Origin of the sequence: Salinibacterium sp. CAN_S4, assembly GCF_015752305.1 — a bacterium.
Classification (GTDB): domain Bacteria; phylum Actinomycetota; class Actinomycetes; order Actinomycetales; family Microbacteriaceae; genus Rhodoglobus.
On the sequence record NZ_JADOVB010000004.1, the window covers coordinates 247,818 to 260,101 of the forward strand.

Sequence of the window (12,284 nt, forward strand, 5' to 3'; positions counted from 1 at the left end):
CACAAGAACTGCGGCGTGTAGCTGGCTCGAAGCCGACACACAGCCTGGTGTGATGGGTGGAAGTTACGCTGTCACACGCGCGACCACACTCACGTACTTCCATTCTTACCTAACGGGGACTCATGCGCAGGTTCGTCACCCAGCTCGCGCGATTCGGGCTCGTGGGGCTCGTCGGGCTCGTGATCGACGTCGGTGTGTTCAACATCCTCCGAGCCACCGTGCTCGAGCCGTCCGTGATCCACGAGGGGCCGTTCATCGCCAAGGTCATCTCGACGACGCTGGCGATTGCCGCGAACTACGTCGGGAACCGCTACTGGACCTTCGGCGCGACGAAGCGCTCGACGGTGGTGCGCGAGGGCCTCGAGTTCGTCGCCGTCAGCGTCGGCGGCATGCTCATCGCGCTCGGCTGCCTGTGGGTGTCGCACTATGTTCTCGGCTTTACATCGGTGCTGGCCGACAACATCTCGAGCAACGTGGTGGGCCTCGCGCTCGGCACGGCCTTCAGGTTCACGTTCTACCGGTACTGGGTGTTCCACCCCAACCGTGAACGACCGCTTCGCGACGTGGCGGACGAGGCGCCCTCAACCGCGGAGCTCACCGACCAGTCTGCTCCCGTTGCGCAGCCTCGATGAGGTCGTGAAGGGCCTCCTGCACGAGGTCGGCTGACGACACATCCTTCAGGATCACGGGAGCGTCCTGGCCCGAGTTCAGAATGACGTCCCCGCTGCGGAACACGATCTGGAGTCCACCCCGACGCACCGTGACGTCGTGAGCCCGGCTGTGCAGAAGCTCCTGCCTCGTACGCACGAAGAAACCGCTGCGCACCACGACCCGCCTGTTCGTGATGGTGTAGCGCCGCGACAACCACCGGCACAGAGGCATAAACCAGCCCGTGAACACGAGCAGTGCCGCGATCACGAGCACGACCACCAGCTGCCACTGTTCGGCGGCAAGTCCCGCGACATAGCCGACGCCGCCGACCACGACGACGAGCACCAGCGTCGGCCAGAACAGTGCCCTGGAATGCGGGCGGAGCTTCACGATGACGGTGTCGCGCTCCGGCTTCGCACTCACGCGTACCTCAGGTGCGTCACGTCCCCGGCCGCGATCGCCCGCACGCCGTCGAAGCTCGTGCCCGCCACGACAAGTCGTCCCGAATCATCGATCTCCGTCGCCGAGCCGAACAGCTGGTCGCCGTCAGGAAGATCGACCCTGACGCTGCGTCCGATGGTGGTGCAGGCGGTGCTGACGGCTTCGCGCAATCCGCTGGCACCAGCGTCGAAACCGGCGGCAGCAAAAGCGGAGTAGAGCGAGTCGAGCTCGACGAGGTACGCGCTGAGCGCGGCATCCAGCATCGCCTCGTCGGCCATGTCAGCCCCATCGCCCCACCCGTTCAGAGCGAGGGACGTGGACGTCGGCGTCGGCAGCTCGGCCGCGCTCATCGTGAGGTTGAGGCCGGCGCCCGTCACGACGCCGATGCCGGGGACGAGTTCTGCGAGGATTCCCGACACCTTCAGGCCGTCGATATGCACGTCGTTCGGCCATTTCAGGCTCACCTCGTGGCCGCCGACGAGGCGACCGACGGCCCGCGTCATGGCCAGCCCGGTGAGCAGGGGCAGCCACCCGAGCCGATCCGGCGCGACGGTGCCGGTGCCGAGCAGCACAGAAACGGCGAGAGTCATTCCCTCAGGAGCGACCCAGTCGCGACCCAGTCGGCCTCGACCAGCGGTCTGGTTGGTCGTGGCGAGCACCGTGAAGTGCGGGAGATCACCACCGGATGCCGCGGCCACGAGTTCGGCGTTGGTGGACCCCGCCTGCGGCAGCACGTCGAGCCGCGCGGCGACAGCGATCGACAGGGGAAGGTGCATCCCCACAGGTTAGGCCCCCGTTTCTGTAAGGTTCCGCCAACGACATGCCCAAGTCGCTGGTGGGTAAAGTGACATGGTGATCTCCGACGCCGCACCACACACCGAACCGCACGTGCCCGACCTCACGACGACAGCGGGCCGCATCGCCGACCTCAAGGTGAGGTACCACGAGGCGGTCACCGCCAGTGGTGAGGCCGCCATCGAGAAGCAACACTCGAAGGGCAAGAAAACAGCCCGCGAGCGCATCGAGCAACTGCTCGACCACGGGTCGTTCGTCGAGCTCGACGAGTTCGTACGCCACCGCACCCATGCTTTCGGCATGGAGAAGAAGAGGCCATACGGTGACGCGGTCGTCACGGGCCTCGGTACGATCCACGGCCGACAGGTTGCGGTCTACTCGCAGGACTTCACCATCTTCGGCGGATCGCTCGGCGAGGTCGCCGGCGAGAAGATCATCAAGGTCATGGATCACGCCATCAAGACCGGCGTGCCCATCATCGGCATGCTCGACTCCGGTGGTGCGCGCATCCAGGAGGGTGTCGTCGCGCTCGGTAAGTATGGCGAGATCTTCCGTCGCAACACCCAGGCATCCGGTGTCATCCCCCAGATCTCCATCGTCATGGGGCCGGCTGCGGGTGGCGCGGTGTACTCCCCGGCGCTCACCGACTTCGTCATCATGGTCGATAAGACCAGCCAGATGTTCGTCACCGGTCCCGACGTCATCAAGACCGTCACCGGTGAAGACGTGGGCATGGAGGAGCTCGGCGGCGCACTCACCCACAACAAGATCTCCGGTGTTTCGCACTATCTGGCCAGCGACGAGGATGACGCACTCGACTACGCACGGACCCTCATCGGTTTCCTGCCTGACAACAACCTCTCGGAGCCGCTCGTCTACGAGAGCGACGTCGAACTCGAGATCACCGACGAGGATCGCAAGCTCAACTCGATCATCCCCGACAGCCCGAACCAGCCGTATGACGTGAAGACGATCATCGAGCACATCGTCGACAACGGCGATTTCCTCGAAACCCAGCCGCTGTACGCGCCCAATATCGTGGTCGGGTTCGGCCGCGTCGAGGGCCGCACCGTCGGCGTGATCGCGAACCAGCCCCAGGCGATGGCGGGCACCCTCAACATCGAGGCCGGTGAGAAGGCCGCCAGGTTCCTCCGCTTCTGCGACGCGTTCAGCATTCCGATCCTCACGCTCGTCGATGTTCCCGGCTATCTTCCCGGCACCGACCAGGAGTGGACGGGCGTCATCCGCCGCGGGGCGAAGCTGCTCTACGCCTACGCCGAGGCGACAGTGCCGCTGGTCACGGTCATCACCCGCAAGGCATACGGCGGGGCCTACATCGTCATGGGCTCCAAGCAAATGGGCGCCGACCTCAACTACGCGTGGCCCACGGCAGAGATTGCCGTCATGGGCGGCCAGGGCGCCGTCAACATCCTCTACCGCGGCGAGATCAAAGCAGCAGAGGCCGCTGGTGAGGATGTCGCGGCGGTTCGCACAAGGCTGGCCAACGAATACACCTACAACGTGGCATCCCCGTTCCTCGCCGCTGAGCGGGGGGAACTGGATGGCGTCATCGAGCCTGCAGCGACCCGCGTCGCCGTCGTGAAGGCACTGCGTGCCCTGCGGACCAAGCGGGCGTCGATGCCCGCGAAGAAGCATGGGAACATCCCGCTGTGACGACTGAAGCGCCGGATGCTGGTGCCCTCGACCTTCGCATCGTGACAGCGGGCGTGAGCGACGAGGAGATCGCTGCGGTGACTGCGGTCATCGCGGCCTCCCTCGACGAGCTCGCCGGCGGAATGGCAGTGGATGCCACGCCTCCCGTCTCGGCCTGGCAGCGCAGTCAGCGTTCCGTCCGCTCGACTCTCGTTCCGGGAGCTGGCAGTTGGCGGAATTTCTCCGGATAACGCCCCGAATGGGGGCCAGAATTGCGGATGCCAAAGAACGGCACGCGGCTAACAACGAAATCAGCAGCACAATCGGGGCAAAGGGGCAGAACCGCCCCGCGATCCGGTCAAAAAGAGCACGATTTGCAACGTTGTACCCCGACTATTCGTTGCGCAGAAAACGAGATCCCCGTCGGTTCAGCGCATCTTTAGGGCCGAATTCCCCGATTGTCCCCCGAGAGTCCCCCAAAGAGACGACTATTTACTCCTTACACAACACTGCATAGTTGTTGGTGCTAGGTGTCTCACATTGTGAGTAACACCGCCATTCATCGGCGGACTAGGGTAAGCGCGCCGATGAAATGGGGGCGAGTCAGGGTGATATTCGGGTTATCGCCCTGACTCGGAATTTAGCGAGGGGTCGAAGAAGCGCTCTCTGAGCCACTTCGGCCCCTCTGCTATAACTCAGGCTCTGTCCAAGCCTCTCAGGGCGTGACCGGAACTCGAGGTATCTCGAGCCAGAGATCGACCTCGTCGTCTTCGAGCGAATCCTGGCCGAGTGCCACTGATTCCCCATCGGCGAAACTGCGAAGGCCGACGACCGTCACGGCAACCTCGGATCCTTCGGGCACCGTGCGCGCGATCACCTTATCGGCATCGGTCTCTCTGATTGCCAGCGCCAGTCGATTGAGCACCCTCTCGAGTTCGACGTCAGAAAGGTCGTCGATGCCACCCTCGTCGAGCAGTGTCACTGTAGCTCCGCGGTGGCGCGCAGACATGACTTCGATTCGCACGGCATCGTTGAGCAGTTTCCTGCCCCGGATCTCATCGCGGATGGCACCCTCGAGGTAGAGACACTCCCTGCGTTGGGCGTCGGAGAGGTGCCCGCCACTCAATTCGATCTGGCGCAGCATGTCGAGGGCCATGGCGCTGGTCTGGCCGAGACGGAACTGACGCTCGTACACATGGGCATCCTGGGCTGCCTGCCACTCTGTGGCCTCCCGCTCGGCGAGAGCGAACCGCTGGGCATCTTTCGACGCCTTGGACATTGCTGCACTCAGCACATGCGAGACCCCCACCCACGAGGCGCTCCCGACAATACCGAGGCTGAAGATGCCTGCCGGTCCCACGTCGCCGACGATCGCGATGGTATGCACCACGAGGAACCCGATGCCGAGCCACGCAAAGGTATGGCGCCCCCGGGTCGAGGTGATGGTGAGCAGTGTGCCGCTCGCTGCGACATACCAGCTCGCGTAGCCGGCACCACCCGGGCGAGCGAAGTCCAGCTCGTTCGCGACGAGCAGGGTTATCGCGATCACGACCGCGAAATTGAAGGCCGCCATAGCGACGGGCATGCGCGCCGGCCCGACGGGCAGAAGGCTGATGATCGTGGCAATGCCGTACAGCACCATCGCTACGATCACCGGACCGGCATGGCGCGGCTGGTCGATCGTGAAGGCAGCGAGAAGGATGTGGTAGGCCGAGAATAGCGCGGCGATTCCGACGAACATGTACCTCGGTACTGTGATCTTCATCGTCCGACCGCCTGGTCGTCGGCCAGCGAATCGTCGAGAGATATCCCGTTCGTCGGCCCCGGCTCGTATGGCCACGTTATTCTCACCACGGTGCCCTCATCGGGCGCTGTCGTGATGGCTGCATGACCTCCCGCGTTCGAAATACGTTCGATAATCGAGATGCGCACGCCCAGGCGTTCGCCCGGAACCTCGGATGCCTCGAACCCCGCGCCGTCGTCCCCGACAACCACCTCGATGCCCTCAGGCACCACCCCCCGCACGTTCACCCAGCGGGAGACGCCTGACGCACCGGCGTGCTGCATGCTGTTCATCATCGCCTGGATGACGGCAGAGTGCACGGCATCGGCCGCCTGGATCGGCAACGACCCACTGCCCGGGTTCCGCACCCGCACCTCGAATGGCATGGACAGGTCGGTCGCGCTGTCGACGATTTTCGACGCGAGCACGGTCATGCGCATAGTCGACCCGTCGTCGGGGCTGGCGGCTGCCGCGTCCCGCAGATGTCCGATCGCGTTGCCCGCCATCGTCGCTGCCAGCGCCTCGGCCTCGGGAGTGTACGCGCGGGCGGCCGAGATGAAGGTCGTCAGCACACTGTCGTGCACGATCGAGTCGACCTGCACCCGCTCCACCTCGGTGGCATGCTGCCGAACGGCATGGCCATAGCGATCCAGCGCCGTCGCCTGCGCGTTGTCGACGTTGGTGGCAGCCTGCCTCAGCATCGTGACGATGATAATGATGGCGGCCCCGAGGATGATCGCGTAAAAGCCCTCCACGACCGCGAGCTGCCACGTTGCGCCACCGCCCTGCGGGGTTGTCCGGACTATCGAGTACACGATCGGAGCCACGAACAAATAGATGGTGCCCCAGCGGGCATTGAAGCCGATAGCCGCCATAGCGGTAGCGACGGTGAGGATGTAATTGAGCCAGTGGATGCCGGGAAACACTGTCACGCCCGGAATCACGGCAAAGGGCCAGCTGATGAGAGCGCCCAGGTACAGGATGGCGAACAGGGCGTGCGCGGGTCTGACCCAGACCTGGACAATCGACATCACCAGCACCAGCACCAGGGATCCGAACAGCGCCGGCACCACGATCCACTGCCAGAGCGGGTACGACTCGTCTATCTGGCCCAGCAACCATGGGATCGTCTGCGCACCGAAGACGATTCCGAAGCCCGCAACACTGCGAGAGATGACTTTTTCGACCTGTTTGCGGCTGATCGGGTTTCTGGGCTGTTTGACCTGCGGAACAGGCGAGACGACGGCCCTGTTAGCGGGCATCTCCGCCATCCGGGTCCAGCCCTGGAAGAATGCCGTCTTCGACGGCGCGACGCAACAGGTCGACCTTCGTGGGAGCAGGGCGACCCACCTCCACGTACTTCACGCGGATGCGGTCGAGGTATTCACGGGCCGTCGAGTAACCGATGCCCAATTGCTGCGCAGCCAGCTTCAGGGGCAGCCCCGAAGCATAGAGGTGCAGGATCTCGCGCTCACGGCGCCCCAGCTGCGCCTTCGCAAAGTCGCGGTCGGCATCGATCGCGGTCGCCCATTCGAGGTTGTTCAGCACGTCCCCTTTGGCGACTGTCGTTGCCGCGGCAAGCACGGTCTTGGTCGCGGACGACTTGGGGATGACGCCGGCAGCACCGGCGGCCAGCGCTTCCCGCACGCTCGCCACGCGGTCGGCGATGCTGTGCACGAGCACCGCGGATCCTGTCGCCTGCACCCGCTTGACGTTCTCCGTCACGGTCGATCCATCACCCAGCGAGAGGTCGAGAACGACGACGTCGACTTCCCGTCCCGCGAGTCGTTCCACAAACTCGTCGACGGTCGCGGCCTCGATCACGAAGTCGTATCCATGCTCGATGAAGGCCGCCTTCAGGCCGAGGCGCACCGACTCGTGATCGTCGACGACGGCGACCCTGATGTGCGAGAAGTCAGCCGAAGCCGGAGCATCGGTCACGGTGGTTTCAGTCAAGATGGTTCCGATCTCGCGGTGGTTAGCTCCCAGCTTAACCGTGCCTCACGATAAACGCGTCGTTGCGGCGCACCAATTCAGGCTCGTGAGAGCGTTCCCACGGCTTCGACATGGTGTGTGTTCGGGAACAGGTCGAACGCCCGGAGCGCCGACAGAGTGTAGCCGTGGCCCGCGAAGAAGTCCACGTCCCTGGCGAAGGCGACCGGGTCGCAGGCCACGTACACGACCTGGGCCGGAGCAAGCGCCGCGATCGACGCGACCACATCCCGCCCAGCCCCCGACCTCGGAGGGTCCAGCACCATGGTCGCCCGGGCGAGTCGCGACTTCTCGGATGCACTCGCTGAGGCCACGAGATCCCTCACCCAGCGCTCGACGCGTGCCGTCTCGGACCGCGCGCCGATCCACTCCGCGAGGTTGTCTGCGGCGTAATCGGTGGCGATGGCGTCGCTCTCGACCGTGGTGATTTTCGTGGTCGGTCCGAATCGGTCGGCCACGGCCGCGGCGAGAAGTCCGACGCCCCCGTAGAGGTCGAGGTTGTGGGCTGAAGGGTCGAAGAGTGCAGGATCCACGGCATCCTGTACAGCCGTGGTGAGAGCCTCGGCCGCACTGCGATGCACCTGCCAGAAGCCGGAATCGGCCAGCCGAAATTCCCGCTCCCCCACGATCTCGGTGATGGTGGTGCGCTTTTGGGCGTTCTTGCCGCCAATGATGAGCCGCACGCCGCCCGTCGAAGGCGCGAGCACATCGACGTGCTCGGATCCGGAGAAATCCTGGTCGAGCGGGGCCGCGGCCGAGAGCTCATCGGTCGCCAGCGGGAGTTCTGTGACAGGGATGACCCTGTGGGACCTGGCGGCGAACGGTCCGGCACGCCCGGAGTCGTCCACATGCAGCCTGACCCTGGTGCGCCATCCTGTGCCACCGCGCTCGTCATCACCGGGCAGCGGCTCGACCTGAACGTCGCTCGTGACTTTCGCCATGCGCTCGAGCGATTCTGCGAGCACCCGTCGCTTCAATTCACGCTGGTGATCCAGCCTGATGTGACCGAATTCCGCGCCCCCGGCCCGCTCAGCCGGATCCCGGTCGATGGATGCCGCGGTCCACACGTGAGGCTGGCGGAACTCGCTCGCCGACACCACGGAGACGGTCTCTGCGCGCCAGAACGACTTCTTGGAGTCTTCGGTGACCCTCGCCACCACCCGCTCCCCGGGGATCGCGTCGGCGACGAACACCACCCGTCCGTCGTGGCGGGCCACGCCCACTCCACCGTGCGCGATGTTGGTAACGTCGACCTCGATCGACCTGCCTGCGAATTCACCCATTATTCGAGCATAGGAGCACCGTGCGGCTTTACCTCGCCTCAACCTCACCAGCCAGGCTCGCGACTCTCCGTGCGGTGGGCGTCGAGCCGGTACTGCTGTCGTCGGGAGTGGATGAGGAGGCCGTGGCCGCAGCCGCGGCGCCACTGGACGGTCCCCAGCTCGTGCAACTGCTGGCCCGCGCCAAGGCCGAGGCGGTCGTCGGTACGTCGGAGTTCGATGGGTTCATCCTCGGCGGAGACTCTGCTTTCGAACTCGACGGGCAGCTGTTCGGCAAGCCGCACCTTCCGGAGGTTGCCCGTGACCGCTGGCGCGCACAGCGCGGCCGAACGGGACTGCTGCATTCCGGCCACTGGTTGATCGACCACCGCGGCGGCGTCCTCGGCGACGCGGTCGGGGGAGTGTCGACGGCAGCGGTCACCTTCGCGAGCGACATCACCGACGATGAGATCGACGCATACGTCGCCACCGGGGAGCCGCTGCAGGTCGCGGGTGCGTTCACCATCGACAGCCTCGGCGCGCCCCTCATATCCCGCATCGACGGAGACCCGCATGCCGTCGTCGGACTCTCGGTGTCGCTGGTGCGCACCCTGCTGATGCAGTTCGGCGTTCCCTGGCACAGCCTCTGGAACCGCCAGCCCCAGCACTAGACGCGCTGTAGAAACCCACAGCGTCGACACGGCGTTTTTGTCTCCACTCACCAAAGACCTGAGCGCCCCCACCCATAAGCTAGGTAACTATGGCTCCCATCACCAAGGTACTGATCGCCAACCGTGGGGAGATCGCAGTACGCGTCATCCGCGCCGCGAAAGACAGCGGCATCGCGACCGTCGCTGTCTACGCAGACCAGGACCGGGATGCCCGGCACGTCAAACTCGCGGACGAGGCGTACGCGCTCGACGGCACCACCTCGGCCGAGACCTACCTCGTCATCGAGAAGCTCCTGTCGGTCGCCCGTCGCTCCGGCGCGGATGCCGTACACCCCGGCTACGGATTCCTCGCCGAGAACGCGACATTCGCCCAGGCCGTCATCGATGCAGGGCTGATCTGGATCGGCCCGTCCCCCACCGCGATCGAGCAACTGGGCGACAAGGTGTCTGCGCGGCACATCGCCGAGAAGGTCGGCGCGCCGCTGGCCCCCGGAACCCTGAACCCCGTCTCGGGGGCCGATGAGGTGCTCGACTTCGTCGACATCCATGGACTCCCCGTCGCCATCAAGGCCGCATTCGGTGGAGGAGGCCGCGGACTCAAGGTCGCCCGCACCCGCGAAGAAATCCCCGAGCTGTTCGAATCGGCTACCCGCGAGGCCGTCGCCGCGTTCGGTCGAGGCGAATGCTTCGTCGAGAAGTACCTCGACCAGCCGCGCCACGTCGAGACCCAGTGCCTCGCCGACAGCTTCGGCAACGTCGTCGTCATCTCCACGCGTGACTGCTCCCTGCAGCGCCGGCACCAGAAGCTCGTCGAAGAGGCACCGGCGCCGTTCCTCACCGACGAACAGAACGAGCTGCTCTACTCATCCTCGAAAGCGATCCTCCGCGAGGTCGGCTACGTGGGTGCCGGTACCTGCGAGTTCCTGGTTGCCCGCGACGGCACCATCTCGTTCCTCGAGGTGAACACGCGACTGCAAGTCGAGCATCCTGTCTCCGAAGAGGTGACCGGCATCGACCTCGTGCGCGAGCAGTTCCGCATCGCCTCCGGTGGCAGCATCGACTACGCCGACCCGGTCGCGGTCGGCCACTCCTTCGAATTCCGCATCAACGGTGAAGACCCTGGGCTCAACTTCATGCCGTCGCCCGGGCCGGTCAATGTGCTCAGGATGCCCGGTGGCCCCGGCGTTCGTGTCGACAGCGGTGTAACGACCGGAGACGTCATCAGCGGCGCATTCGACTCGCTGCTGGCCAAGCTGATCGTCACAGGCTCGACGCGGGAGGACGCGCTCGAGCGTTCCCGCCGCGCACTCGACGAGTTCGAGGTGGCCGGCCTGCCGACGGTTCTGCCCTTCCACCGCAAGATCGTGCGCGATCCCGCCTTCACCTCGTCACCTTTCAGCGTCTACACCCGCTGGATCGAGACCGAGTTCGTCAACGACATCGAGCCGTGGAGTGGATCGCTGGCCGACGGCACTCCCCCACCGGCACGACACAACGTCGTCGTCGAGGTGGGCGGCAAGCGCATCGAGGTTTCCCTTCCGACGAAACTCGTGCCGACGGCGGGTGGAGGAACGGCGCTCACCGCGTCCCCCAAGCGTCGGGCATCCAGCTCGGTGAGCACGGTCACGGGCGATTCGCTTAAGGCGCCCATGCAGGCAACCGTCGTCAAGCTCGCGGTCGCCGAGGGCGACAGCGTAGTGAAGGGCGACCTGATCCTCGTGCTCGAGGCGATGAAGATGGAACAGCCCCTCGTCGCCCACAAGGACGGCACGATCACCGGGATGAATGCGACAGTCGGCGCCACCGTGTCATCCGGTCACCTTCTGCTCAACATCACCGACTGACCTCGCCCTTACTTTCATTATTCAGGAGGTGATGGGGCTGGCGGGGCCAGAGGGGCTGGCCGGGTCACACCTCATGACATCAACAACTCGGTCAACACCACCTCCTGAATTATGGAAGTGGATGTCCGTGGTGGGCGATCGCAGCGAGCACCATTTTCTGACACCAGTCCCAGTCGCCGAGCACGCGAATGTAGCTGAGTCTGACCACGACGTACCCCCGAGCGACGAGCTCCGCATCCCGGCGTCTATCATTCTCGAACGCGATGGGATCCTCGTGATAGGTGCGACCATCGACCTCGACGATCACCCTAGAATTCCTGACCCGCATGTCTACTCGGCCAACTCCGCGAATGCTCACCTGTTGGTCCACCAGGATTCCTACTGCACGCAACCGACGAGCAACGAGCGACTCCGCGCCTGAGTCTGCACCGAAGCGAGCGCGGGCAGCGGTCAATCGCGAACGTAGTGGCTGTCCGTCAAAGAGAGACACCATGTCTTCGCGGCCGATCAGCCGACGCTGAAGGGCGGTATCCAGGCAGGCGAGCGCAGTCTCTTCGGTAGACCACTCCACCATCTGCGTGAGACAAGCGCCGAGCGAGACCCGCCAGCATTCGGCGCCGAGTTCATCGACCGCACCACCGATCAGCCAGTGCAACACGATCGGACGACGTGCGCGGTCCGACGAGAGGCTGCCGTGCGGGGCCATGCTCGGCTGGATGTTGGTCCGCAGCCGGGAGGCGTGATCGCCGACGGAAATGTGCAGGCGCTGGTCCGTGCCGCTCCATATCCCGTAGCTGCGCGCAGCACTCGGTCCGGCGAGCATGCCGCCGACGCGCACGGCAGTGGAGACATCCGGGGTCGTGGATTTCAGGATGTAGCGGCCCTGACGAACCCGAAATACCTCCCCCAGTCGCACTGCGCGTGTCAGGTCGTACCCGCTCAGGTCTTTCGCCAGCAGCTGCTGCCGCGTGGCGGCGCCACCCAGCAGGGCGATCACGGCGGCGACATCCGCCGGCCGACGCGCGCGGGATGGAGGAAATTGTTGTGGGCGACCCATGCATCGAGAATGGCCGGGCCGAGGATTCGGTTCTGGCTCCCGACGAGGTCAGTGCACTTTCATCATTCCGGAGGTCATGTTGAGTACGAGGCTCATGGGGATGCCGGGGTCACAATCGCCCCGCAGCCCACACCAGCC

Annotated in this window: 12 protein-coding genes; 5 read left to right on the forward strand and 7 right to left on the reverse strand. The window is 65.0% G+C overall.

The features are described from left to right. The first annotated feature begins 122 nt into the window (after positions 1–122). Positions 123–632, forward strand: coding sequence for a GtrA family protein (locus IWX81_RS11775; RefSeq protein WP_199281506.1), 510 nt, complete (start codon positions 123–125; stop codon positions 630–632). Here the strand turns inward: IWX81_RS11775 and IWX81_RS11780 are convergent. Then, the gene (locus tag IWX81_RS11780) at positions 595–1,074 is read right to left on the reverse strand and encodes a PH domain-containing protein (RefSeq protein WP_199281507.1); all 480 of its coding nucleotides are present in this window, start codon (positions 1,072–1,074) and stop codon (positions 595–597) included. The genes IWX81_RS11775 and IWX81_RS11780 overlap by 38 nt on opposite strands. Further along, positions 1,071–1,868: a biotin--[acetyl-CoA-carboxylase] ligase gene (locus IWX81_RS11785; protein ID WP_199281508.1), complete on the reverse strand. Its 798-nt coding sequence runs from the start codon at positions 1,866–1,868 to the stop codon at positions 1,071–1,073. The genes IWX81_RS11780 and IWX81_RS11785 overlap by 4 nt, the downstream gene beginning before the upstream one ends. Before the next feature lie 76 nt (positions 1,869–1,944). Between IWX81_RS11785 and IWX81_RS11790 the strand changes: the two genes are divergently transcribed. Both IWX81_RS11790 and IWX81_RS11795 read left to right on the forward strand, forming a co-directional pair. Next, complete coding sequence (locus tag IWX81_RS11790; protein WP_334594027.1) at positions 1,945–3,561, forward strand: acyl-CoA carboxylase subunit beta; 1,617 nt, start codon at positions 1,945–1,947, stop codon at positions 3,559–3,561. Next, complete coding sequence (locus tag IWX81_RS11795; RefSeq protein WP_199281510.1) at positions 3,558–3,791, forward strand: acyl-CoA carboxylase epsilon subunit; 234 nt, start codon at positions 3,558–3,560, stop codon at positions 3,789–3,791. Before IWX81_RS11790 ends, IWX81_RS11795 begins: the two co-directional genes overlap by 4 nt. A 464-nt stretch (positions 3,792–4,255) precedes the next feature. Here the strand turns inward: IWX81_RS11795 and IWX81_RS11800 are convergent, their stop codons facing one another. The 4 genes from IWX81_RS11800 to IWX81_RS11815 all read right to left on the reverse strand — a co-directional run bounded on the left by IWX81_RS11800 (position 4,256) and on the right by IWX81_RS11815 (position 8,598). Beyond that, a complete protein-coding gene (locus IWX81_RS11800) occupies positions 4,256–5,305 on the reverse strand; it encodes a hypothetical protein (RefSeq protein ID WP_199281511.1) in 1,050 nt (349 codons plus the stop codon). Next, positions 5,302–6,585 carry a sensor histidine kinase gene (locus tag IWX81_RS11805; protein ID WP_199281512.1) on the reverse strand — a complete coding sequence of 428 codons (1,284 nt, stop codon included), beginning with the start codon at positions 6,583–6,585 and terminating at the stop codon, positions 5,302–5,304. Before IWX81_RS11805 ends, IWX81_RS11800 begins: the two co-directional genes overlap by 4 nt. Beyond that, a complete protein-coding gene (locus tag IWX81_RS11810; RefSeq protein WP_199281513.1) occupies positions 6,575–7,279 on the reverse strand; it encodes a response regulator transcription factor in 705 nt (234 codons plus the stop codon). Before IWX81_RS11810 ends, IWX81_RS11805 begins: the two co-directional genes overlap by 11 nt. Before the next feature lie 77 nt (positions 7,280–7,356). Further along, entirely contained in the window at positions 7,357–8,598 is a 1,242-nt protein-coding gene (locus tag IWX81_RS11815; RefSeq protein WP_199281514.1) for a class I SAM-dependent RNA methyltransferase, read from the reverse strand. Between the two features lie 20 nt (positions 8,599–8,618). Between IWX81_RS11815 and IWX81_RS11820 the strand changes: the two genes are divergently transcribed. Both IWX81_RS11820 and IWX81_RS11825 read left to right on the forward strand, forming a co-directional pair. After that, positions 8,619–9,245, forward strand: coding sequence for a Maf family protein (locus IWX81_RS11820; RefSeq protein ID WP_199281515.1), 627 nt, complete (start codon positions 8,619–8,621; stop codon positions 9,243–9,245). Positions 9,246–9,334: 89 nt separating this feature from the next. Then, positions 9,335–11,089 carry an acetyl/propionyl/methylcrotonyl-CoA carboxylase subunit alpha gene (locus IWX81_RS11825; protein ID WP_199281516.1) on the forward strand — a complete coding sequence of 585 codons (1,755 nt, stop codon included), beginning with the start codon at positions 9,335–9,337 and terminating at the stop codon, positions 11,087–11,089. 109 nt (positions 11,090–11,198) lie between these two features. On the opposite strand, the gene IWX81_RS11830 is transcribed toward IWX81_RS11825, so the two are convergent. After that, a complete protein-coding gene (locus IWX81_RS11830) occupies positions 11,199–12,146 on the reverse strand; it encodes an endonuclease domain-containing protein (RefSeq protein WP_199281517.1) in 948 nt (315 codons plus the stop codon). Between the last annotated feature and the right edge of the window lie 138 nt (positions 12,147–12,284).